This is a genomic window from Pseudomonas sp. QD4 (genome assembly GCF_049199125.1).
GTDB lineage: Bacteria > Pseudomonadota > Gammaproteobacteria > Pseudomonadales > Pseudomonadaceae > Aquipseudomonas.
In genome coordinates this window covers 1,713,463-1,736,979 of the sequence record NZ_JBLZOM010000001.1, presented here as the reverse complement: position 1 = coordinate 1,736,979, position 23,517 = coordinate 1,713,463, and the positions used below count along the sequence as shown (strand labels likewise).

18 protein-coding genes and 1 pseudogene are annotated in these 23,517 nt (G+C 64.0%); 5 read left to right on the top strand and 14 right to left on the bottom strand.

Features of this window, described 5'->3' with window-relative positions:
* Window positions 1-36: 36 nt before the first annotated feature.
* The 6 genes from ACOZJV_RS07490 to ACOZJV_RS07465 form a co-directional block, all read right to left on the bottom strand.
* A complete protein-coding gene (locus ACOZJV_RS07490) occupies window positions 37-1,668 on the bottom strand; it encodes a methyl-accepting chemotaxis protein (protein WP_078472652.1) in 1,632 nt (543 codons plus the stop codon).
* 294 nt (window positions 1,669-1,962) lie between these two features.
* Window positions 1,963-4,194, bottom strand: a complete 2,232-nt coding sequence (locus ACOZJV_RS07485; protein WP_421547239.1) for an LTA synthase family protein — start codon at window positions 4,192-4,194, stop codon at window positions 1,963-1,965.
* A gap of 347 nt (window positions 4,195-4,541) precedes the next feature.
* Window positions 4,542-4,982: a CBS domain-containing protein gene (locus ACOZJV_RS07480; protein WP_078472650.1), complete on the bottom strand. Its 441-nt coding sequence runs from the start codon at window positions 4,980-4,982 to the stop codon at window positions 4,542-4,544.
* Between the two features lie 171 nt (window positions 4,983-5,153).
* Entirely contained in the window at window positions 5,154-6,338 is a 1,185-nt protein-coding gene (gene solA / locus ACOZJV_RS07475) for an N-methyl-L-tryptophan oxidase (RefSeq protein ID WP_421547238.1), read from the bottom strand.
* Between the two features lie 25 nt (window positions 6,339-6,363).
* The gene (locus tag ACOZJV_RS07470; protein ID WP_201130472.1) at window positions 6,364-6,888 is read right to left on the bottom strand and encodes a DUF2867 domain-containing protein; all 525 of its coding nucleotides are present in this window, start codon (window positions 6,886-6,888) and stop codon (window positions 6,364-6,366) included.
* Window positions 6,889-6,990: 102 nt separating this feature from the next.
* Window positions 6,991-7,881 carry a LysR family transcriptional regulator gene (locus ACOZJV_RS07465; protein WP_201130473.1) on the bottom strand — a complete coding sequence of 297 codons (891 nt, stop codon included), beginning with the start codon at window positions 7,879-7,881 and terminating at the stop codon, window positions 6,991-6,993.
* Window positions 7,882-8,019: 138 nt separating this feature from the next.
* Between ACOZJV_RS07465 and ACOZJV_RS07460 the strand changes: the two genes are divergently transcribed.
* Window positions 8,020-9,531, top strand: a complete 1,512-nt coding sequence (locus ACOZJV_RS07460; RefSeq protein WP_421547237.1) for an MFS transporter — start codon at window positions 8,020-8,022, stop codon at window positions 9,529-9,531.
* A gap of 183 nt (window positions 9,532-9,714) precedes the next feature.
* Here ACOZJV_RS07460 and ACOZJV_RS07455 read toward each other — a convergent pair whose 3' ends face one another.
* From ACOZJV_RS07455 to ACOZJV_RS07435, 5 genes are all read right to left on the bottom strand, one after another.
* Window positions 9,715-10,812: a polyamine ABC transporter substrate-binding protein gene (locus ACOZJV_RS07455; protein WP_078472646.1), complete on the bottom strand. Its 1,098-nt coding sequence runs from the start codon at window positions 10,810-10,812 to the stop codon at window positions 9,715-9,717.
* A 42-nt stretch (window positions 10,813-10,854) separates the two neighbouring features.
* Window positions 10,855-11,745: an ABC transporter permease subunit gene (locus tag ACOZJV_RS07450; protein WP_421547236.1), complete on the bottom strand. Its 891-nt coding sequence runs from the start codon at window positions 11,743-11,745 to the stop codon at window positions 10,855-10,857.
* A complete protein-coding gene (locus tag ACOZJV_RS07445; protein WP_161955769.1) occupies window positions 11,742-12,623 on the bottom strand; it encodes an ABC transporter permease subunit in 882 nt (293 codons plus the stop codon). The genes ACOZJV_RS07450 and ACOZJV_RS07445 overlap by 4 nt, the downstream gene beginning before the upstream one ends.
* Window positions 12,624-12,667: 44 nt before the next feature.
* Window positions 12,668-13,810, bottom strand: coding sequence for a polyamine ABC transporter ATP-binding protein (gene potA / locus ACOZJV_RS07440; protein ID WP_078472644.1), 1,143 nt, complete (start codon window positions 13,808-13,810; stop codon window positions 12,668-12,670).
* Between the two features lie 245 nt (window positions 13,811-14,055).
* On the bottom strand, window positions 14,056-14,817 hold the full coding sequence (locus ACOZJV_RS07435) for a gamma-glutamyl-gamma-aminobutyrate hydrolase family protein (protein ID WP_078472643.1): 762 nt from the start codon (window positions 14,815-14,817) through the stop codon (window positions 14,056-14,058).
* 267 nt (window positions 14,818-15,084) lie between these two features.
* Here ACOZJV_RS07435 and ACOZJV_RS07430 point away from each other — a divergent pair, with 267 nt between their 5' ends.
* The 4 genes from ACOZJV_RS07430 (at window position 15,085) to ACOZJV_RS07415 (ending at window position 20,238) form a co-directional block, all read left to right on the top strand.
* Complete coding sequence (locus tag ACOZJV_RS07430) at window positions 15,085-16,461, top strand: glutamine synthetase family protein (RefSeq protein WP_078472642.1); 1,377 nt, start codon at window positions 15,085-15,087, stop codon at window positions 16,459-16,461.
* A gap of 33 nt (window positions 16,462-16,494) precedes the next feature.
* Window positions 16,495-17,985 (top strand): aldehyde dehydrogenase, encoded by a 1,491-nt coding sequence (locus tag ACOZJV_RS07425; RefSeq protein WP_421547235.1) that lies wholly within the window; start codon window positions 16,495-16,497, stop codon window positions 17,983-17,985.
* A gap of 59 nt (window positions 17,986-18,044) precedes the next feature.
* The gene (locus ACOZJV_RS07420) at window positions 18,045-19,325 is read left to right on the top strand and encodes an NAD(P)/FAD-dependent oxidoreductase (protein WP_078472640.1); all 1,281 of its coding nucleotides are present in this window, start codon (window positions 18,045-18,047) and stop codon (window positions 19,323-19,325) included.
* A gap of 364 nt (window positions 19,326-19,689) precedes the next feature.
* Window positions 19,690-20,238 (top strand): cupin domain-containing protein, encoded by a 549-nt coding sequence (locus ACOZJV_RS07415; RefSeq protein ID WP_078472639.1) that lies wholly within the window; start codon window positions 19,690-19,692, stop codon window positions 20,236-20,238.
* A gap of 144 nt (window positions 20,239-20,382) precedes the next feature.
* On the opposite strand, the gene fabI is transcribed toward ACOZJV_RS07415, so the two are convergent.
* The 3 genes and pseudogenes from fabI to ACOZJV_RS07400 form a co-directional block, all read right to left on the bottom strand.
* Window positions 20,383-21,177: an enoyl-ACP reductase FabI gene (fabI, locus tag ACOZJV_RS07410; RefSeq protein ID WP_078472638.1), complete on the bottom strand. Its 795-nt coding sequence runs from the start codon at window positions 21,175-21,177 to the stop codon at window positions 20,383-20,385.
* 350 nt (window positions 21,178-21,527) lie between these two features.
* Window positions 21,528-22,295 (bottom strand): methyl-accepting chemotaxis protein, encoded by a 768-nt coding sequence (locus ACOZJV_RS07405; protein WP_421547590.1) that lies wholly within the window; start codon window positions 22,293-22,295, stop codon window positions 21,528-21,530.
* 87 nt (window positions 22,296-22,382) lie between these two features.
* Window positions 22,383-23,468: pseudogene (locus ACOZJV_RS07400) on the bottom strand (cache domain-containing protein); the annotation flags it as partial.
* Window positions 23,469-23,517 lie beyond the last annotated feature (49 nt).

Here is a 23,517-nt window from a genome sequence, read left to right as displayed (position 1 = left end):
GCGCTTCACCTGCGTGAAGCGCTGGGTCCGGCGGGTTTACAGGCGGAACACATTCACCTGCTGTTCGAGGTTCTGTGCCAACTGCTGCAGCGAGCGCGCGGTCGCGGTGGTTTCCTCCACGGCCTGGCTGTTCTGTTGGGACATCTGGGCGATGCGCTCGACGTTGCGCGCCACGTCCTGGCTGGCGGCGGTCTGTTCGCGCAGGGCCAGGGAGATCTGATCCACCACCCGCACCACGCTGCCTGAAGACTGGCGGATATTGACGATGGCTTCCCCGGCCTGCTGCGCCAGTTCGACCCCGGTCTTCACCTGCTCCACCCCCACGTCCATCTGAGTGACGGCATCCCGGGTGCCGACCTGGATTTTCTTGATCATCTCGGTGATTTCCTGGGTCGAGTTGGCGGTGCGTTGCGCCAGCAGCCGCACTTCGTCGGCCACCACGGCGAACCCGCGGCCCTGTTCGCCGGCGCGGGCGGCCTCGATGGCGGCGTTGAGGGCCAGCAGGTTGGTCTGCTCGGCGATGCCCTTGATCACACTGACGATGCTGGAAATCTGCTCGGAGTGCTGGTCCAGTTCAGCGATCTGGGTTGCCGAGGACTGCACCGTGTCGGCAATCAGACGCATGCTGGCCAGGGTGTCCTGGATCACGCTGCCGCCTTCCTCGGACTGGCGCCCCGAGTCGCTGGACATGGCGTGGGCTTCGCCGGCGTTGTCGGCCACGTGGTTGATGCTGACCGTCAGTTCTTCCACCGTGGCCGCCATGGACGAGGCCGAGTGGGATTGTTCATGGGCCGACGCCGAGAGCTGGGTCGAGGCACTGGAGATACTCTGGGACGCGACCACCAACTGATCGGCGCCTTGCTTGATGCCGGTGATCATGCTCCGCAGGCGTTCCTGCATCACGGCGAAGGCGCTGAGCAGGTTGCTGACTTCATCCTTGCCGCTGCTGGCGATGCTGCTGTCCAGGCGCCCGTCGGCAATCGCCTTGGCCACGTCCACCGCCTGGCGGATGCGCCCCACCAGGTTCGACGACAGCGACCAGGCCACCAGCAGCGCCAGGACTGCCGCAGCCAGGCCGCCGCCGATCAGGATCACCAGAGCCGAGCGCTTGGCCTCGACCATGGCGGTGGAGCGGCTCTCCAGCAGTGCTCGTTCGTCGTCGCGCAGTTCACTGATCAGCTGGCGCATGCCATCCATCTTGGCCTTGTCGCGGCCGGCGGCGATCTGCTCGAGCAGCGCCGACAGCGGCTGGGTGCCGGCGGTCACCGCACGCCGCAGGTTGAGGTGGCTCTGGATATCGTCCTGCATCCACTGATCGTGCAGGACCTTGATGCGCTCCAGGCGCGACTGCTGCGCCGGGTTGTCGGCGGTGCTGCTCTTGATGCGGGCGTAATACTCGGCGAAGGCTTTTTCACCGTCCTGCAAGGGTTGCAGGAAACTCTCCTGGCCGCTCAGGGCAAAACCGCGCACGCCGGTTTCGATATTGATCAGGCTGCGTAGCAGGGACCCGGATTCGTTCATCACTTCGTAGCTGTGGATGTTGCTTTTGACGCTGCTGCTGACCTGATCGAAGCCGCGCAACGCCGAGAGCACCAGGACCAGGATAATCAGCAGGACCAGGCCGAAACCTGCATACAGCTTTTGCGAAATGCTCAGATTGGAAAACATGGGAGGTGGTTCCTGAACCGTTGGCCGAAGAAGTCACAGGCGCTTGCCACAGCGGGCGCCGAGTGATGGCTTATTGATATTTAAATGACATCAACGGTCGGACTTAAGCTGTACAAAAAAAGTTTCATGTACAGGTAATTTTAATCGCCGGAATGGCCGGCGCAGTTGTTTCAGCAGGTAACGGTGGGGGCGGCAGCTGGCGCAGGGCGCGCTCGCAGCACTGTAGCGGCAGGGGTTGAGGCGAGGTGGTGATGCCGTTGCCGCGGCGTCGAGGTGCGCGGCAACGGCGGCGGCTCAACTGGATTGGGCGACGTGGTCGTCCGGCACATCGTCCAGGGCTTCTTCCTGCCCGGGCACTTCGGTCACCACGCTGAAATCACTGACTTCAATGGCGCCATGGCCATAGCCCAGCAGGTGGAAGGAGAACGCTTTGCGCGACTCCGGGTTGGCGAAGCGGAAGTCCAGTTCCAGGGGCTGGTCCGGAGTCACCAGCATCTCGCCGTCCGGCAGGCCCAGTTGCACATCCTGCTCCAGTTCCTTGGCCTTGAGCAGGATGTAGGCGTTCTGTTGCGGGTCCAGGGAGCGCACCTTGAGGCGCACGCTGGTCTGCGAGCCCTTGGGCATTTCCAGGTACTGGGCGCCGATCAGGTTGTCGGCCCAGTCATCCTTGATCTGCGCCTGCAACGGGATCACCGCCGGGCTGCCGAACTGGTAGTGCTGGTTCAACGGCGTGCGCAGCAGGGTGCCGTCCAGGGCCGTGGCCCGGGCGCTGATCAGGCGCGCGCGCTGGCCGCCGTACTGCCCCAGCAGGGTGGCGCGCTCGGCGATAAAGCCGGGGCTGGCGTAGTAGCGGCAGCGCTGCTGGAAGTCGCACTCGGTCAGGGTGCCCAGGCCATCGTGGTAACGCAGCTTGCCGTTGGTGTAGGACATGATCTCGCGCCCGCTGCTGTACTCGCGAAACAGCGAACGGCCGCTGAGGGCGGAGGGCACCGGCAAGGCGAAGTAGTCGAGGATCGATGCGCTCAGGTCCACATGCCCGTAGACCCCGGACTTGATCCTCGGCAGTTGCGCCTGCTCCGGTGCCAGGGTCAGGTTGAACCCCCAGGAAGAGGCCAGGCGTACGCCGTCGATGCCGTGGGATTCGTCCGAGGTGATCACCACCAGGGTGTCCTTGAGCACGCCTTTGCGTTCCAGGCCGCTGAGGAACTGTTCCAGGGCGTCATCCAGGTAACCCACGGCGGCCTGCTTGGGGCTGTCGTAGCGTTGCAGGTAGTCGTCGGGGGCGGAGTAGGGCTGGTGGGTGCCGACGGTGAGCAGCGTCAGCATCCAGGGCTTTTTCTGTTTTTTCAGCTGGCCGACGTAATCCAGGGCGCCTTCGAAAAAGGCCTTGTCGTCCTTGCCCCAGGGAAATTCCAGGTAGTTGTCGTTCTTGAACCACTCCAGGCCGTGGGTCGCGGCAAAGCCGATATGCGGCATGATCTGGTCCTTGGCCATGAACCGCAGGCCCGCACCCTGCAGGTAGTGGGTGGCGAAGCCGTTCTTGCGCAGTTGGGCCGGCAGGCAGGCCTGGTTGCGCTCGCTCTGGGTGAGCATTTCCACACCCTTGGGCGTGCCGTTGTCGAGTTTGTCGTAGTCGCCGCAGAGCATGGCGTACAGGCCGCGAATGGTCTGGTGGGTGTGCAGCACGTAGTCCGGGGTGTTCATGCCGCGCTCGGCCCAGCGGCTGAGGTTGGGCATGAGGTTTTCCTGGTAGCTGCTGTGCAGCGCCTGGCGATTGGCGCCGATGTAGGCCCCGGGGATGCCTTCCAGGGCAATGATCAATACGTTGCGTGCCCGGCCAGGGGCCGCCAGCAGTTTTTCCCCTTGCAGGTCGAGCTGGGTCAGCCCGGCCATCTGTGGAGGGATATCGGCGATATCGCCTTCGAGCCAGTCTTCGGCGCGGGTCTGGAGTTCACCGACACCGGCGGCCAGCAGTTGATGGGGCAGGTTGAACAGGCGCCACTGGTCAGCCTCGGACGGCTGCAGGTTCTGGGTGCCCCAATGGGCGATCAACAGCAGCACCGGCACGCAGCCGCTGTAGCGCGGCAAGGGCGGGGCGGCATGGGCCCGGCCGGCCCAGCGGGTGGCCAGCCACAGGCCCAGGGCCAGGAGCAGGGCGACGCCGATCCAGGGCTGGGACATGCCGCCGCCGGTGGAGTTGCCCAGGAATTGCGGGTCGATCAGGTAGTGCAGGTCTGCCGGCGTCGGCAACCGGCCGACAGCGGTGACCAGCTCGGCGGTGGACAGGGTAAACAGGCTCCACACCAGCAGCACCGGCAGCGCCAGCCACCAGGGCCGGCGATGCAGCGTGACCACCAGCAGGCTGCCGATGGCCAGGTCGGAGACGTAGCCCAGGGGTTCGGACCAGCCCAGCACGGCGCGCAGGACCAGGGGCAGGACCAGCACCCAGCCGATCAGGGCGATAAGCGCGGCGCGGGGGTGTTGCAACCCGTGACGAATGAAATTCACAAAGAGGGTTCCAGTCATTAAGTGGTCATAAAAGTGTGCGCGATGTTACCGGGCTACGAGGGCAAATGGGGGATATTCCCGGCCACGCAGGTGTTGGCGAATGCTTCGCCGGGGATGCAAGTGGCCTGCATGCCGCGCGCTGCAAGCCCTGGCGCGCAGACAGGGCACAGGCGCTGAACGGGTGAATCGGGGGGATTAACTGTTTCAGGCTGTTAAACGACGCCCTACGTCATACGGTTGTAGCCGCTGCCGAGGCACGAGGCTGCGCTGGCCCTGGAGGACGCCGGAGGTGTGTCAGGTGCATCTTCGGCATCGATCAGGGCCAACGTCCGAGCGCAGCCCGAGACTTGGGCAGGGGCTACGGGCTATTCGCCACGGATGTATTGCTCCAACTGGCGGATCAGGTCGGCCTGTTCGGCGATGGCTTCCTTGACCAGGTCGCCGATGGACAGCAGGCCCAGCAACTGCCCGTTCTCCACCACCGGCAAGTGCCGCAGATGGCTGTCGGTCATGATGCCCATGCAGGTCTCTACGCTCTGGTGCGAGTCCACGGTGATCACCGGCGAACTCATGATTGCGCTGACTGGGGTGCCAACCGAGGACCGCCCGTGTAACACCAGTTTGCGCGCGTAGTCGCGCTCACTGATGACCCCCACGACCACGCCGTTTTCCAGGACCGGCAGGGCGCCGACGTTTTTTTCCGCCATCAGCATCAGGGCCTCCAGCACCATCTGGTGGGGCGCGATGGTGTGGACTTTCTGGTTGTGTTGGGCCTTCAGCTTGAGTACTTGCGCGACGCTCTTCATGGGGCGCTCCTGTTGTTGTGCCTGGGACGACGACGCATCGCCCGCAGGGGTTCCTACAGAATCGTAGAGACTGGCCCAACCGGCAAGGTTGAATACGTCGCCCAAACACGAAAAAACGCCGTACCCAGGCTGTTTTTGCCCAATAGCCCAAAGATCGGCGCTTTTAGCCGCTCATAGCGCCTGCCCGCTGCTGAAGCGCTGCAAGCTGAAGGCGCTCAGGTCGACATCGCTGCGGCCATCGACACAGCGTTGAGCCAGGGCTTCGCCGATGGCCGCCGAGTGCTTGAAGCCATGCCCGGAGCAGGCGCTGACCACCGTGACATTGGCCAGGCGCGGGTGCTGGTCGATGATAAAGCCCGAATCCGGGGTCACGGTGTAGGCGCAGACCGCCGACTTCACCAACTGCGGGGTGACCCCGGTGAAATTGACCGCCACCAGATGGCGGTACATCTGCTCGGCCTCGGCGCTGCTGACCTGGCGATCCAGGGTGTCCGGCAGCGAGGTGGCGCTGTACTGCTCGGTGGCGATTTTCATGCTGCCTTCCCCGGGTACCGGCGGGAAGCCGTAGCAGGTCTCGGCCTCGCTGGCGCCGTGGATGATAAAACTCGGCGAGCGCGGGGCGAAGGGCGTCGGTTGGGCGAGCTTGAACCAGTACAGGGTTTGCCGGCAGACCCGCAGCAACTGGTCGAACGGTGCCCCCAGCAGTTCGCTCGACCACATGCCGGCACAGACAATGGCCTTGCCCGCCGTCACGCTGCGGCCTTGGCTGGTGATCCGCACCAGGCCGTCTTCGTTGGCCAGCGCCGTCACTGTTTCGCCGCCGATCCAGGTCGCCCCGAGGGCTTGGGCGCGGGTCAGTTGTGCCTCGATGCAACGTTCGGGGCGCACATAACCGCCGCCGGGCTCGAAGTAGCCCAGGGCACTGTCGTGGATCGGCGCGAACTGCGGGAACCGCTGGCGAATCTGCGCCGCGTCCAGCACCTCATGCTCGATGCCGTTGCGCCGCGCCAGCTCGATGCTGTGTTCGGTGAAGTCCGCGGCGCTGTCAGCGGCGGGCGCGGTGGCGCTGGAGGTCATCACCAGCACCCCGCACTGTTCGAACAGCTGCACATCCAGCTCGTTTTCCAGCTCGCGCCAGATCTGCTGCGAGCGTATCGCCAGCGGCACATAGGCCGCGCCTTCGCCCACCGCCTGGCGGGTGATGCGCGTGTCGCCATGGCTGGAACCCAGGTCGTGGGGCGGGGTGAACCGGTCGATGCCGAGCACCTTCACCCCGCGCTTGGCCAGTTGGTAGAGGGTGGCGGCGCCCATGGCGCCCAGGCCTACGACAACAACATCGAAATCGGGTGTATGCACGGCAAAAATCCTTGGACAGGGAGGTTCAGCGGCGATTGATGGCGGACAGGGTTATAGGCGCGATGATCCGGTGAAACGGCGCCACCGGCAGCATGTACAGGCGCCCCAGCCAGTTGTGCGGGTGCACCACGGTGGACAGCACCACCGGCCGTTGGCCATCGGCGGTCAGTGGCAGAAGGTTCAGCGACAGGTGCACATCCAGATGCTTGTCGCGGTCCACCACCAGCACCTCGTCGGGGCGCTGGGAGATCAGGGTGAAGATGCCGACCCGGTCGCCGGGCTGGTAATCCTCGTCGGGGCGGGACAGGTCGATACGGGTCAGGCGCCCCAGGTCCTTGAGGCCGAACAGCTGCACCACGCGGTTGCGCAGGCTCATCAGGTGGTCGATCCAGGCCGGCGTCTGGCTCATCAGGTTCAGCACATGGCGCATGGCGGTGCGTTCGGGATCAGTCGCCAGGGTCTGGCGGCAATCGATGAAAGTCGCGCCGGGGGCGAGGGCGGCGATGCTGGAGTCACTGGGCAGCGGGCAAGGGTGAACGGGTGACTTCATCGGTACGGCTCCCTGAAAAATGGCGGCTTCGGGCTTCATGCCCCTTAGCCATGGCAGACGCGGGGAAAAATACCACTTCTGTGGACTGGCAGCTTGCGCGGGCTAGGGCGCAATCTCCCTCGCCACCGATATGCCTCGGGCCTGGGGCTCGGCGTTGTGCACCAGCAACTGGCCGAACGCCTCGGCCGCCGCGCTCTTCTCGCCGCTGCTCCAGGCCAGCAGGAAGCGCGCCCCGGGCAGCGTCGGCAGACCGTATTCGCCGTCGACAATGCGCAGGCCCGGGCGCAGGTCGCTGGCCATTTGCACGGTCACCCCGAGGCCGGCGAGCACCGCATTGCGAATGCCTTCCTGGCTGGGCGAGCTGAACGCCAGGTGCCAGCTGCCGGCGCTTGCGCCCAGGGCGTCGAGGCCGATCTGCCGGTTGACGCAGGGTGCCGGCGCCAGGGCCAGGGGCAGGGAGGCCCCCGGGGCCAGGTCGAAGTGCTCGGCGGCGACCCAGACGAAGCGGGCACTGCGCAGCACTTCGCCGCTGTCCCGCCGCCCCGTCTCCGAGAGCACCACCGCCAGGTCCAGTTCCCCGGCCTTGAGCATTTTGCGCAGGTCGAGGTAGGTGCCGACGCTGACGTCCAGGCGCACCTCGGGAAAGGCCCGGGAGAACTGGCAAAGCAGCGGCGGCAGACGCTCGCCCATAAAGGTTTCGGGGACGCCGAAGCGCACCACGCCGCCCAGTCGCGAAGGCTGGAAGCGCCGCGCCAGGGCATCCAGGGAGGCAAGGATCTGCTGCGCGTGCTGCAGCACGTCCTGGCCGTCTTCGGTCAGGCTCAGGCGCCGGGTGGTGCGCAGCAGCAGGGGTTGGCCCAGTTGCTCTTCCAGGCGGCGGATCTGATGGCTGACTGCCGACTGGGTGAGGTTCAGGCGTTTGCCGGCGCGGGTGAAGCCGCCGCATTCATGGACCGCAACCAAGGCCCGCAGCAGGGTGGGATCGATATTCAAGACAGGCTGCCATTCATGATGGGAATTACTGGATCCTACAAAATTTAATCATTTCCGTCATCAAGCGGGCTTGCCCAGACTTGAGCCCGCAGTCGCCAGCGGCTGAAACCTGCCGACCCTCTTTCTGGAAACCACTCGATGTCACCATCTCCTTCATCCAACCCACTGGCCCTGGCAGCGGTCTGCCTGGCCGCGCTGATGTTCGGCCTGGAAATCTCCAGCGTGCCGGTGATTCTCCCGGCCCTGGAAAGCCGCCTGCAGGGTGATTTCAAGGACCTGCAATGGATCATGAACGCCTACACCATCGCCTGCACCGTGGTGCTGATGGCCACCGGTGCCCTGGCCGACCGCTTCGGGCGCAAGCGGGTGTTTGTGCTGAGCATCCTGGCCTTTGGCCTGGCCTCGTTGCTCTGCGGCCTGGCGCAGGACGTGAACCTGCTGATTGCCGGTCGAGCGCTTCAGGGGCTGGCCGGTGGCGCGATGCTGATCACCCAGGTGGCGATCCTGTCCCAGCAGTTTCGCCAGGGACGGGAGCGCAGCCGGGCCTTCGCGGCCTGGGGCATGGTGTTTGGCATCGGCCTGGGGTTTGGGCCGATCATCGGCGGGGTTATCCTGGCGCTGTCCAGTTGGCCATGGATCTTCCTGGTGCACGGGCCTCTGGCGCTGCTGACCCTGGGGCTGGCTTTGGGCGGGGTGGAGGAATCGCGCCAGGCCCGGGCCGGCAAGCTGGATGGCGCGGGGATTGTGCTGCTGTCCCTGGCGGTGTTCGGCCTGGCGTTTCTCCTGACCCAGGGCTCGAGCCTGAGCCGCCCCGGCACCGTGCTCATGGTCCTGGCAACCCTGGCCTGTTGCGCCGCCTTTGTCCGCGCCGAGCGCCGCAGCCCGCAACCGATGTTCGAGCGGGAGGTGTTGCGCAACCGTCGCTTCTGCGGGGCGTTGCTGGGGTCCATGGGCATGAACTTCAGTTTCTGGCCCTTCATGATCTACCTGCCGATCTACTTTCACAGCGCCCTGGGCTACGACAGCCTGCACAGCGGCCTGGCGCTGCTGGCCTATACCTTGCCGACCCTGGTCTTTCCTCCGGTGGGCGAGCGCCTGGCCCTGCGCTTCGAACCCGGCCGGGTGATCCCCCTGGGGTTGTCCTGCATCGGCCTGGGGTTTGTGGCGATGTACGGTGCCAGCCAGTGGGCGGCGGTCAATGACCTGGCGATACTGCCCGGCGCCTTGCTGGCGGGGATCGGCCTGGGCATCACCAATACCCCGGTCACCAACACCACCACCGGTTCGGTGCCTGCCGAGCGTGCGGGCATGGCCTCGGGCATCGACATGAGCGCGCGGATGATTTCCCTGGCGCTGAATATCGCCTTGATGGGCCTGATCCTGGTGGCCGGGGTCGGCGCCTATCTGCAGCGTCACCTGAGCGGCGTGCTGGATGCCGGGCAAGTGCACCTTTGGGCGGAGCAGATCGCCGCCGGCCAGGGTGCGCTTGAGGGCTTGCCGTGGCTGGCCGGCGGTTCGGCGCAGGCGGCCCTGGCCCATGGCTTTGGCTGGGTGATGCTGTACGGCGGCTTGAGCGTCTGCGGGCTGGCGCTGTTCAGTGTCCTGACCTTCGCTCCCTGGCGGCGCGCGCGGCTGGGCAGTGTCAGTTGAACGCAAAAAAGGCGCCCTGACAGACCGTGTGAAAACGCAGTGGTTTTCACGCGGGCGGTGAAGGCGCCAAGGGGTTCACCCCAACCGAGGGGGGCCGGGTGAAGCCGTTCGCAGCAAAGGTCGCGGTGGTAAGGCGCGACGGGAACGGAAGTGAGGGGCGCGCCGAGTGCTGGCGCGCCGGGGTTATTTGCCGAGCTTGACCTTGGTCCAGCCACGGGTCATCAGGCGCTGCACGGTGATGGGCTGGTCGGGGATCGCGTACAGGGTGGCGAGCACTTCCTGAGGCGGGTAGGACGCCGGGTCGTTGCGGATCGCTTCGTCCACCAGGGGCGTGGCCGCCGCGTTGGCGTTGCTGTAGCCGACGCTGTTGGTGACCTCGGCGATGATGTCCGGGCGCATCAGAAAGTTCATGAAGGCATAGGCGTTGTCGACGTTGCTCGCGTCCCGGGGGATGGCCACCATGTCGTAGAAGCTGCCGGCGCCTTCTTTGGGAATGCTGTAGTCGATCTTCACCCCGTTGTTGGCTTCTTCAGCCCGGGCGCGGGCTTGCAGTACGTCGCCGGAGTAGCCCACGGCCACGCAGATATTACCGTTGGCCAGGTCCGAGATGTACTTGGACGAATGGAAGTACGCCACCGAAGGGCGGATCTTCATGAACACGTCCTGAGCCTGGGCGATCTGCTGTTTGTCCTGGGAGTTCACCGGGAAACCCAGGTAGTGCAGGGCCGCGGGCAGCATTTCGGTCGGCGAGTCGAGGAAGCTGATGCCGCAGGCCTTGAGCTTCTCGGCGTTCTCGGGTTTGAACAGCAGGTCCCAGGAGTTCAGCGGCGCGTCGGTGCCCAATGCCTGGCGGACTTTTTCCGGGTTGTAGCCGATGCCGATCGAGCCCCACATGTACGGGAAGGCATGGGCGTTGTCGGGGTCGCTGGCGGCGGCGTTTTTCAGCAGCACCGGGTTCAGGTTCTTCCAGTTGGGCAGCTTGGACTTGTCCAGGGGCTGGTAGACCCCGGCCTTGATCTGCTTGGCCAGGAAGCTGTTGGACGGGACCACGATGTCGTAGCCCGACTTGCCGGCCAGCAGCCGCGCTTCCAGGGTTTCATTGCTGTCGAAAACGTCGTAGGTGACGTGGATGCCCGTCTCGGCCTCGAACTTTTTCAGGGTGTCGGGGGCGATGTAGTCCGACCAGTTATAGACGCGCAGCACCTTGTCGTCGGCCTGGGCGCCGCCAGCCATGGCGCCCAACAGGGACAGTGTGAGCAGAGTCCTGCCAAACCTTTTCATGCATCCAACTCCATTTCTTGTTGTGGGGTAAAACGCGACGGCCTAGGCCGTCGCTGGCGTTCGTTGTGGCTGCTTGGGTTGCGCCTGCCAGGTTTCGCTGGTGGTCTGCTCCATGGCTTCCTGGATCGCCCGCTTGCGGTTGGCTTCGGCCTTGCGGCTGAAGTACCAGACCATGAAGGTCACCAGGGACACCGCCAGCAGAATCAGGCTGGCCACGGCGTTGATCTCCGGCTTGACCCCCAGGCGCACGGCGGAGAACACCTCCATCGGCAGGGTGGTGGAGCCGGGCCCGGAAACGAAACTGGCCAGCACCAGGTCATCCAGGGACAAGGCGAACGACATCATGCCGCCTGCCGCGAGCGAGGGCGCGATCATAGGGATTGTGATCAGGAAAAACACCTTGAATGGCCGCGCACCGAGGTCCATGGCGGCTTCTTCGATGGACAGGTCCAGCTCCCGCAGGCGTGCCGAGACCACTACCGCAACATAGGCGGCGCAGAACGTGGTGTGGGCGATCCAGATGGTCACCAGGCCGCGTTCCATGGGCCAGCCGATCATCTGTGCCATGGCCACGAACAGCAACAACAGCGACAGGCCGGTGATCACTTCGGGCATCACCAGGGGCGCCGTCACCAGGCCGCCGAACAGGGTCCGGCCCTTGAAGCGGGTGACCCGGGTCAGCACGAAGGCGGCGAGGGTGCCCAGGGCCACGGCGGCCACGGCGGTGTAGCAGGCAATCTCCAGGGAGCGCGCCACCGAGCCCATCAGTTGGGTGTTGTCGAGCAGGCCCAGGTACCACTTGAACGACCAGCCGCCCCAGACCGTCACCAGCTTGGAGGCGTTGAACGAGTAGATCACCAGAATCAGCATCGGCAGGTAGATGAACAACAAGCCGAGCACCAGCATCAGGGTCGAAAAACTGAAACGCTTCATGCCCGTGCCTCCATTTCTTTGGCCTGGCTGCGGTTGAACAGCAGGATGGGAATAATCAGGATCGCCAGCATCACCACCGCCAGGGCGGACGCCACCGGCCAGTCGCGGTTATTGAAGAACTCCTGCCACAGCACGCGGCCGATCATCAGGGTTTCCGGGCCGCCCAGCAGTTCCGGGATCACGAACTCGCCGACCACCGGGATGAACACCAGCATGCACCCGGCAACGATGCCGTTCTTGGCCAGGGGCACGGTGATTTTCCAGAAGTTGTTGAAGTTGCTCGAGCCCAGGTCCGAAGCCGCTTCCAGCAGGCTCTGGTCGTGCTTGACCAGGTTGGCGTACAGCGGCAGCACCATGAACGGCAGGTAGGCGTAGACCACGCCGATGTACACCGCGGTGTTGGTGTTGAGGATTTCGATCGGGCTCGAGGTCAGGCCGCTCCACATCAGGAAGGCGTTGAGCAGGCCGTTGTTGCTGAGGATGCCCATCCAGGCGTAGACGCGGATCAGGATCGCGGTCCAGGTCGGCATCATGATCAGCAGCAGCAACACGTTTTGCGCTTCCTTGCGCGCCTTGGAAATCGCATAGGCCATGGGAAAGCCGATCGCCAGGCACATCAGGGTGCTGAGCAGGGCAATCTTCAACGAGCCCAGGTAGGCCGAGATGTACAACTCGTCGGCGCCCAGCAGGCTGTAGTTGCCCAGGTTCAGCAGCACCTGGAGTTTCTGGTCGACGAAGCTGTAGATCTCCGAGTAGGGCGGAATCGCCACCGCCGCTTCTGAGAAGCTGATTTTCATCACCAGGAAGAACGGCAGCATGAAAAACAGGAACAGCCAGAGGAAGGGAATGCCGATCACCAGCTTGCGACCGCTGGGCAGCACACGGATCAACGCCTGATTGAAAGTGCTCATGGTCGAAGTACTCATGCCCGCAGTACCACGCCGCTGTCGTCTTCCCACCACACGTACACCGTGTCGTCCCAGGTCGGCCGGGCGCCACGGCGTTCGGCGTTGGCCATGAACGACTGGACGATCTTGCCGCTGGGCAGCTCGACGTAGAACACCGAGTGGCCGCCGAGGTAGGCGATGTCATGCACCTTGCCCTGGGACCAGTTGTAACTGTTCTCGGGTTTGACGGTGCTGACCAGCATTTTTTCCGGGCGGATGGCGTAGGTCACCGACTTGTCCTGCACCGAGGTGCTGACTCCGTGGCCGACGTAGATCGGCTGTTCCAGCTCGGGGCAGTGGATGATGGCGTGGCCTTCGAGGTCTTCGACCACGGTGCCGTCGAAGGCATTCACGTTGCCGATGAACTCGCACACCAGACGGCTCACCGGGGCTTCGTAGATGTCCACCGGGCTGCCGATCTGGGCGATCCAGCCCAGGTGCATGATGGCGATGCGCTGGGCCATGGTCATGGCCTCTTCCTGATCGTGGGTCACCATCACGCAGGTCACGCCCACGCGTTCGATGATCTCCACCAGCTCCAGTTGCATCTGCGAGCGCAGCTTTTTATCCAGGGCGCCCATGGGTTCGTCGAGCAGCAGCAGTTTCGGGCGCTTGGCCAGGGAGCGGGCCAGGGCCACGCGCTGGCGCTGGCCGCCGGAGAGCTGGTGGGGTTTGCGCCGGGCGTACTGGGTCATGTGCACCAGCTTGAGCATTTCCTCGACCCGGGCCTCGATCTCGCTGGCCGGCAGGCGATCCTGCTTGAGGCCGAAGGCGATGTTCTGGGCCACGGTCATGTGCGGGAACAGGGCATAGGACTGGAACATCATGTTGATCGGCCGCTCATAGGGCGGCATATCGGTGATGTCCACGCCATCCAGCAGGATGCGGCCTTCGGTGGGCCGTTCGAAACCGGCGAGCATGCGCAGCAGGGTGGACTTGCCGGAACCGGAGCCGCCCAGCAGGGCGAAGATCTCGCCCTGGTGGATCTCCAGGGACACATCGTCCACGGCCACGGTTTCATCGAACTTCTTGGTCACGCGGTCGATCTTCACCAGCACCTTTTGTGGTTGCTGATGACCTTCCAGAGCCTTGCGATAAATGCTGGAGGCGTTTGCCATGTGAAACTCCCAACAGGTCGTCGGGCCAATGCGGCCTGACTTAATAAGGTTGATTGCAAACCTGCACCGTCAGTGCTGTGCAGGTTTATTCGGCGCCGCCGTCCTGGCTGCCTGGCCTTGCTTGTTGTTGTTCAGGTGTTGCCGTTCACGCCGCACGACGGGCGCACGGAAGTGCGCGCGCCGGGTGGGCAGGGCGTGTCAATCGGTGACTCGGGTGCTTGCAACCCTGTGCGGGCTGCCTTGGGTTAAAGGCGCTGACGCTGCGCGGCACGGTGCCGGCAGGCATCGCCAAAGGCCTGGAAAATGCTCAGGTAGGCCGGGTTCGACAGGACCTGCCATTCCGGGTGCCACTGCACGCCGAAGGCAAACGCCTGGCTGTGCTCCACGGAAACGGCTTCGATCAGGCCATCCGGGGCCACGGCCTCGACCCGCAGGCCATCGCCCAGGCGGTCGATGCCCTGGCTGTGGATCGAGTTGACCTGGATCTCGCCGGCCAGGCCCATGGCCTCGAACGCACCGCCGGGCTGGATCGCCACCGGGTGCGCCGGGGCGTACTGGACTTCAAGGCGCGGGTCGTCGGCTTCGCGGTGGTCCATATAGCCCGGCAGTTCATGCACCTTCTGGTGCAGGCTGCCGCCAAAGGCCACGTTCATTTCCTGGAAGCCACGGCAGATACCGAGGACCGGCACGCCGGCCTCTACCGCCGCCCGCAACAGGGGCAGGGTGGTGGCGTCGCGCTGCGGGTCATGGGCGGTGCCCGGCGCGCTGGGAGTGCCTTGATAGTGGAAGGGTTCGACATTGGATGGCGAGCCGGTAAACAGCAGGCCATCGACGTAGCGCAGCAGATCCTTGATCTCGCAGAGGTCCGCCAGGGAAGGGATGATCACCGGCAACCCCAGGGCCGCGACGCTGACAGCACGCAAGTACTTGTCGCCGCTGACATGGTAGGGGTGCAGGCCAATCTCTTTGACGCACGCAGTAACACCGATCAATGGCTTGAGTGCCATTTTTATCACCTCGAAATTCACGCTGGAACGAGTTTTTCCAGAGCTTATCCTCGTTGATTTTAATTAACAACTTTCCTGTAAAAAATTATAAACACCGCATGGCGTGATCAGGCTGATTAACGGGGTGTGCGCCCTGTATCGGCCTGATTGGTGTCAATATAATTAACGAAACACCCCAGGTGTTCGCTATTGACTTCACTTTGTCTTTCGGATTGACTGCTGTCACGAAACAGCTTTGAACATAATAATTAACACAATAGGTGCATCATGTCGGTCCCACTGCGTGCCGTTCAGCTCAACGAAGCCAACGCCTTTCTGAAAAAACACCCTGAGGTCCTGTACGTCGATCTGCTGATTGCAGACATGAACGGCGTGGTGCGCGGCAAGCGCATCGAACGCACCGCGCTGCACAAGGTGTACGAAAAAGGCATCAACCTCCCGGCCTCGTTGTTCGCCCTGGACATCAACGGCTCCACCGTGGAAAGCACCGGCCTGGGCCTGGACATCGGCGACTCCGACCGCATCTGCTACCCGATCCCGGACACCCTGAGCATCGAGCCCTGGCAGAAGCGCCCCACCGCGCAGCTGTTAATGACCATGCATGAACTCGAAGGCCAGCCGTTCTTCGCCGACCCGCGGGAAGTGCTGCGTCAGGTGGTGAGCAAGTTCGACGAACTGGGCCTGACTATCTGCGCCGCGTTCGAGCTGGAGTTCTACCTGATCGACCAGGACAACGTGAACGGTCGCCCGCAAGCGCCGCGCTCGCCCATCTCCGGCAAACGCCCGCATTCGACCCAGGTCTACCTGATCGATGACCTCGACGAATACGTCGATTGCCTGCAAGACATCCTTGAAGGCGCGAAAGAGCAGGGCATCCCCGCCGACGCCATCGTCAAGGAAAGCGCCCCGGCGCAGTTCGAGGTCAACCTGCACCACGTCAGCGACCCGATCAAGGCCTGCGACTACGCGGTACTGCTCAAGCGCCTGGTGAAAAACATCGCCTACGACCACGAGATGGACACCACCTTTATGGCCAAGCCCTACCCGGGCCAGGCCGGTAATGGCTTGCACGTGCACATCTCGATCCTCGACAAAAAGGGCAACAACATCTTCGCCAGCGAAGACCCCGAGACCAACGACGCCCTGCGCCACGCCATCGGCGGCGTGCTGGAAACCCTGCCGGCGCAGATGGCGTTCCTCTGCCCCAACGTCAACTCCTACCGCCGTTTCGGCGCGCAGTTCTATGTGCCGAACTCGCCGAGCTGGGGCATCGACAACCGCACCGTGGCTGTGCGCGTGCCGACCGGTTCGGCGGATGCCGTGCGCATAGAGCACCGAGTGGCCGGCGCCGACGCCAACCCCTATCTGCTGATGGCCTCGGTACTGGCCGGTATTCACCATGGCCTGACCAACAAGATCGAGCCGGGGGCGCCGGTCGAAGGCAACTCCTACGAGCAGAACGAGCAAAGCCTGCCCAACAACCTGCGTGACGCCCTGCGCGAGCTGGACGACAGCGAAGTCATGGCCAGGTACATCGACCCGCTGTACATCGACGTGTTTGTGGCGTGCAAGGAAAGTGAGCTGGCCGAGTTCGAGAATTCGATTTCCGACCTTGAGTACAACTGGTACCTGCACACGGTCTGACGGCCCTCCCACTTTTTGCGTTGAGCACTGCATATGACCAAGCATCGCAATGACTGGGAGCAGCACTTCCAGTCCCTGAGCCTTGAAGGCCGGGCCTTTATCGACGGCGAGTACCGCTGGGCCGAAAGCGGCGAGACCTTTGACAGCATCAGCCCGGTGGACGGGCGGTTTCTGGCCCGGGTCGCCAGCACCGATACCGCCGACGCCGACGCGGCGGTGGACGCTGCACGCCGGGCGTTCGAATCCGGGGTCTGGCGCTTGCAGGCCCCGGCGGCGCGCAAGCGGGTGCTGCTCCGGTTCGCCGAGCTGATCCTCGAGAATCAGGAAGAACTGGCGCTCCTGGAAACCCTGGACATGGGCAAGCCGATCGGCGATTCCATGGCCATCGACGTGCCGGCCACCGCCAACGCGATCCGCTGGAGCGCCGAGGCCATCGACAAGCTCTACGACGAAGTGGCGCCCACGCCCCACGACCAGTTGGGCCTGATCACGCGGGAACCCTGCGGCGTGGTGGCAGCCATCGTGCCGTGGAATTTCCCGATGATCATGGCCAGCTGGAAGTTCGCTCCGGCCCTGGCGGCGGGTAACTCGTTCATCCTCAAGCCTTCGGAAAAATCGCCGTTGACCGCCATTCGCCTGGCCCGGCTGGCACTCGAGGCCGGCATTCCCCCGGGCGTGTTCAACGTGCTGCCGGGCTACGGCCACACCGTCGGCAAGGCCCTGGCCCTGCATATGGATGTGGACGTGCTGGCCTTTACCGGTTCCACCGGGGTGGCCAAGCAACTGCTGGCGTATTCCGGCCAGAGCAATATGAAGCGGGTGTGGCTGGAGGCTGGCGGCAAGAGCCCCAACGTGGTGTTCGCCGATGCTCCGGACCTGCGCGCCGCAGCAGAAGCGGCAGCGGCCGGGATCGCCTTCAACCAGGGCGAAGTCTGCGTGGCCGGTTCGCGGCTGCTGGTGCAGCGCTCGATCCGCGAGGCATTTATTCCGTTACTGGTGCAAGCGCTCCAGGCCTGGAAGCCGGGGCACCCCCTGGACCCGGCGACCAAGGTCGGCGCGGTGGTCGATCAGCGGCAACTGGACAACGTGTTGCGCTATATCGAGATCGGCAAGGAGCAGGGCGCCCAGCTATTGGTCGGCGGCCAGCGCACCCTGCAGGACACGGGCGGGCAGTACGTGGAGCCGACGATTTTCGACGGTGTGACCAACGCCATGACCATCGCCCGCGAAGAAATCTTCGGCCCGGTGTTGTCGCTGATCAGCTTCGACACCGAAGAAGAAGCGCTGGCGATCGCCAACGACAGCATCTTCGGCCTGGCGGCTGCGGTGTGGACCGCCAACCTCAGCCGCGCCCACCGCTTCGCCCGGGGCCTGCGCGCCGGCAGCGTGTGGGTCAACCAGTATGACGGCGGCGACATGACCGCGCCGTTCGGCGGCTTCAAGCAGTCGGGCAATGGCCGCGACAAGTCGCTGCACGCCTTTGACAAGTACACCGAGCTCAAAGCCACCTGGATCAAGCTCTAAGCCCTAATAACAACGGCGATTGCCGGCCTGCGCCGGCCAGTCGCCCGGGAGTCCGAACCATGCAACCTCATGTAAACAGCTACTACGCCGCGACCCGCAACCACACCGGCGACTTCCCCGTGCTTGAAGAGCTGGTGGAGTGCGATGTCTGTGTGATTGGCGCCGGTTATACCGGCCTGTCGTCGGCGCTGTTCCTGGCTGAAGCCGGCTACAGCGTCACCGTGCTCGAAGCGGCCAAGGTCGGCTTCGGCGCCAGCGGGCGCAACGGCGGGCAACTGGTCAACTCCTACAGCCGTGACGTGGATGTGATCGAACAGCGCTACGGTGAAAAGAGCGCCGAAATCCTCGGCAGCATGATGTTCGAAGGCGCCGATATCATTCGCCAGCGTATCCAGCACTACGACATCCAGTGCGACTACCGCCCGGGCGGGATCTTCGCCGCGCTGAACAAAAAGCAGCTCAAGGGCCTGGCTGAACAGAAAAGCAGCTGGGAGCGCTACGGCAACCGCAATCTGCAACTGCTCGATGCCAAGGACATGGCGCGTGAAGTGGGCTGTGACAACTACGTTGGCGGCCTGCTGGACAAGCAGGGCGGCCACGTCCACCCGCTGAACCTGGCCCTGGGTGAAGCCAGCGCCATCATCGGCCTGGGCGGCAAGATCTTCGAGCAATCGGCGGCCGAGGAAATCACCTACGGCGAACCCAACGTGGTGCGTACGGCCAAGGGCGTGGTCCGGGCCAAGTACCTGCTGATCGCCGGCAATGCCTACCTGCCGCAAAACCTCGACCCACGGGTGACCCGCAAAAGCATGCCTTGCGGTTCGCAGATCGTGGTCACCGAGCCGCTGTCGGAAAAAGTCGCGCGCAGCCTGATCACTAACAATTACTGCGTCGAAGACTGCAACTACCTGCTTGACTACTACCGCCTGACCGCTGACAACCGGTTGCTGTATGGCGGTGGCGTGGTCTACGGCGCCCGCGAGCCGGACGACATCGAGCAACTGATCCGGCCGAAGATCCTCAAGACCTTCCCGCAGCTGAAAGACGTCAAGATCGACTACCGCTGGACCGGCAACTTCCTGCTGACCATGTCGCGCATGCCGCAGTTTGGCCGTATCGAAAAGAACGCCTACTACATGCAGGGCTACAGCGGGCACGGCGTCACCTGTTCGCATTTGGCGGGCAAGCTGATCAGCGAAGTGATCCGTGGTGACGCCGAACGCTTCGACGCCTTTGCCTCCCTACCGCACATGCCGATGTTCGGCGGCCGTACCTTTCAGGCCCCGCTGACGGCCATGGGCGCCGCCTACTACGCCCTGCGCGACCGCTTCGGTATCTGACGCCGCCGCCCTCCAGTGCTGAGCGCTTCCTGTGGCGAGGGAGCTTGCTCCCGCTGGAGGGCACAACCCTCCCAAACCGGGCGACCGCGATCAATCCAAACAACCCGAGCGCCTGATTGACGACCGCTGCGCGGCCGAGCGGGAGCAAGCTCCCTCACCACAAAAAGGCAGGGTTTCAGGGGGCTGTAGCCCGCGCCAACCCAGCCCGAAATTCCCCCGTCATTCCCCTCATCGCCAGTCTTTACAGCACCTGTGTCAAACATGTTTAAATAGCCGCCTTTCAGGCTCCAGGGGCAGCCAAATCGCGAAGTTCGCGACCCAACCGCCGCAAAATACCCTTAAGTTCCTCTCACATAAGGCTGTTATGGACACGGGCACCCGACTCAAACTCGTTCGCGAAAGCTACAAACTCTCCCAGCGCGAGCTGGCCCGTCGTAGCGGCGTGACCAACGCCACCATCTCCCTGATCGAACAGAATCGCGTCAGCCCCTCCGTCAGCTCCCTGAAAAAGCTGCTGGAAAGCATCCCCATGTCCCTGGCGGACTTTTTCACCTTCGACCAGCCGCCACGGGAACACCAATACATCTTCCGCGCCAACGAACAGCCCGACCTGGGCCGCGACGGCCTGCGCCTGCTGTTGGTGGGCGCACCGATCCCCAGCCGCCAGATGCGCTTTCTGCGGGAGCAATACGCCCCCGGCGCCAGCTCCGGCGAAGAACCGATCGTGCATGCCGAAGGCGAGGAGTGTGGTCTTGTCACCCGTGGCACCGTCGAGCTCACCGTCGATGGCCAGGTCAGCATATTGAATCCGGGGGATGGCTATTACTTCCCCACCACCTTGCCCCACAGGTTTCGCAATATCGGGCAGGATGAGGCGGAAATCATCAGCGCGAATACGCCGGCGAACTTCTAGGTAGGGTTGGGCAGGGCTTCTGTGGCGAGGGAGCTTGCTCCCGCTGGGGCGCCCGGCGCCCTCAATCCAGGCACCGCGCGCGATCAGGCATGCCACGTGCCTGACGGGAATGCCGCTTCCACCTGAAGCGGCACATCCCTTGGGTCAATCGTCCAGGTTGCCCATGGCCGTGGTGTTGAACCCGCCATCCACGTACATGATTTCCCCGCTGATACCCGAGGCCAGGTCCGAGCAGAGGAAGGCACCGGCGTTGCCGACTTCTTCGATGGTCACATTGCGCCGCAGAGGCGTTTGCGCTTCGTTGGCGGCGAGCATTTTGCGGAAGTTCTTGATCCCGGAAGCGGCGAGGGTGCGGATCGGTCCCGCCGATACCGCGTTGACGCGGGTGCCTTCCGGGCCGAGGCTGCCGGCCAGGTAGCGCACGCCGGCTTCCAGGCTGGCCTTGGCCATGCCCATGACGTTGTAGTTGGGCATGGTGCGCTCGGCGCCCAGGTAAGACAGGGTCAACAGGCTGCCGTTACGGCCCTTCATCATCGGCCGCCCGGCCTTCGCCAGGGCGATAAAGCTGTAGGCGCTGATGTCGTGGGCAATGCGGAAGCCATCGCGGGTGGTGGCTTCGGTGAAGTCGCCGTCCAACTGGTCGCCAGGCGCAAAGCCCACCGAGTGCACGATGCAGTCCAGTGCATCCCATTGCTGGCCCAGCTTTTCGAAGACCTGGGCGATCTCCTCATCGCTGGCCACATCGCAGGGGAAGCACAGCCCCGGGTTGGAGCCCCACTCAGTGGCGAACTCCTCCACGCGCCCGCGAAGCTTTTCGTTCTGGTAGGTGAAGGCCAGCTCGGCGCCTTCGCGATGCATGGCCGCGGCAATGCCCGATGCAATGGATAACTTGCTGGCGACACCGACGATCAGAACGCGTTTGCCCGTGAGAAAACCCATGTGTTGCTCCTTGAAAATTCGCTTTTTACTGCCGCTGCCGGGCGCTTTCAGTAGGCCTTGAACAGCGGCGCATAATCCGAGGCATGAGCACTTCAGGCCTCGGTTCGGCTGCTGGAAATCATGCGCAGGCGAGCCGGTTTCCAGGCTCTGCGCCTATGTCGGCCCAGGGAATGGGCGGCATGGGGCGAGAGCTGGGGATCGCGCAACAGGAATATGACGGACGAAATCTGTGCTGAGTTACATGGCTTGCGTTCGCAGGCGTTCAGCAGGAGGACCCGGCGGCCCTGCAACCGATGCCTGATGATCAGGCACGTTTTGCAGCACCCGCCGGTGACAGGGGGAAGGGCAACCTACGACTTGAACCGCCCCACCAGGCCATTCAACTCTTCCGAGAGTTGCGACAGCCGACCCGAATCTTCCTGCGCCGAATGGGCCAGGGTTTCCACCAGTCGCGCTTCGTCGTAGATCTGCTGGATGTGCCGGTTGATCTCTTCGGCAACGCTGTGCTGTTCCTCGGCGGCGGCGGAGATTTGCAGGTTCTGGTCCCTGATTTCATTGACCGACAGCTGGATGCCTTCAAAGCTGTCACGGGCATTTTCGATGGACGACACGCTGGCGCGGGACAGGTCGAGGCAGCTTTCCATCTTCTGCGAGACTTCCTGGGTCTTGCTGCCGAGGGTGCCCAGCAGTTGGTCGATTTCCCCGGTGGAGTCGGAGGTGCGCTTGGCCAGGGCCCGCACCTCGTCGGCCACCACCGCAAAGCCGCGCCCTTGATCGCCGGCGCGGGCGGCCTCGATGGCCGCGTTCAGGGCCAGCAGGTTGGTCTGTTCGGCGATGGCGCGGATGGTGCCGAGGATCTGGTTGATGCTGCGGCTACCGGCTTCCAGCTCGACCATGGCCTGGGACGACTCGGTCAGGCGGCTGCCCAGGCGGTTGACGTTTTCCGTGGTCAGCTCGATCTGCTGTTTGCCCTCGGCCACCCGACGGTGCCCGCTCTCGGCGGATTCGGCGGCATTGCTGCACGAGCGGGCCACTTCGTTGGCGGTGGCGACCATTTCGTTGAAGGCCGTGGACACCAGCTCCACCGCCTCACGCTGACGCCCGGCGGCGTCGTTCATGTTGTGGGCCACCTCGCTGTTGACCCGGGACGCATCCTGCAGATTGGTCGAGGCGGCGCCGATGTGCTGGATCAGTTGGCGGATGGCGGCCAGGAACTTGTTGAACCAGCCGGCCAGTTCCGCGGTTTCGTCCTTGCCCTGGACCACCAGGTCCCGGCGCAGGTCGCCCTCGCCCTGGGCGATGGACTGCAAGCCGGTGCTGACCTGGCCGATGGGCTTGACGATGACTTTGGAGAACGCCGCCGCCAGCAGGGCGAAGATCAGTGCCAGCACCACCACGATAATGGCGGTGAGGTAGGTCATGCGCGTCGCCGCAGCCATGACTTCGCTGTACTCGATCAGGCCGATGTAGCGCCAGCCCAGGCCCGGTGACGTCCAGATATTGGCCATGTAGCGCACGCCATCGATTTCCACCTCGGTGGAGCCCTGCGGGGTGGCCGCCAGGTGCGCATAGGGCGCGCCCAGGTCCTTGAGCTGCTTGAAGCTGTGCTTGGCGTCGCGCGGGTCGACCAGCACGGTGCCGTCTTCGATCAGCATCACGTAGCCGCTTTCGCCGAGCTTGATGCTCTTGACCAGTTCCGTGAGGTTTTTCAGGGAAACGCTGACCACGAACACGCCCTTGGCTTTGCCGGCGTTGTCGAGCAGGGCCCGGGCGGTGCCGACCAGGGCCACATCGTCCTTGTCGTAGTAATAGGCGGGGGTGCGCACGGTTTGCCCCGGGCTGGCCATGGCGGCCTTGTACCATGGACGTGCACGCGGGTCGTACTTGGCCAGTTGCGGGTCGTCCGGCCATTTGGCGTAGGTGCCGTCCTCCAGGCCGATGGACAGGATCGCCGCCGCCGGGTGGGTCTTGCCAAAGCGCGCAAACTGCTCGATGACCTGTCGGGCCGCTTCAGGCAGGGGCTGGCTGGCGGCATCGGCGGCCTGGTAGTCCTTCAGGCTGGCCACCGAGGTGTATACAGGATCGGCCGCCATCTGATCGACGTTCTGCTGGCTGGCGTCGAAAAACTGCCGGATATTGCCGTCAATCTGGCGAATTTCCCGGGTGCTGCCATCGATGAATTGATCCACCGCCTGGGTCCGGGTGTTGAGCACGGAAATCAGCGCCACCAGGCTGACCGGGATAAAGGCGACTGAGACGAACGCAAGCACGAGCTTATTTTTTATTTTCATGACGACAACCATCAGCGGGGAGGGCAGCGCAAATGGCCGAAAAATAAAC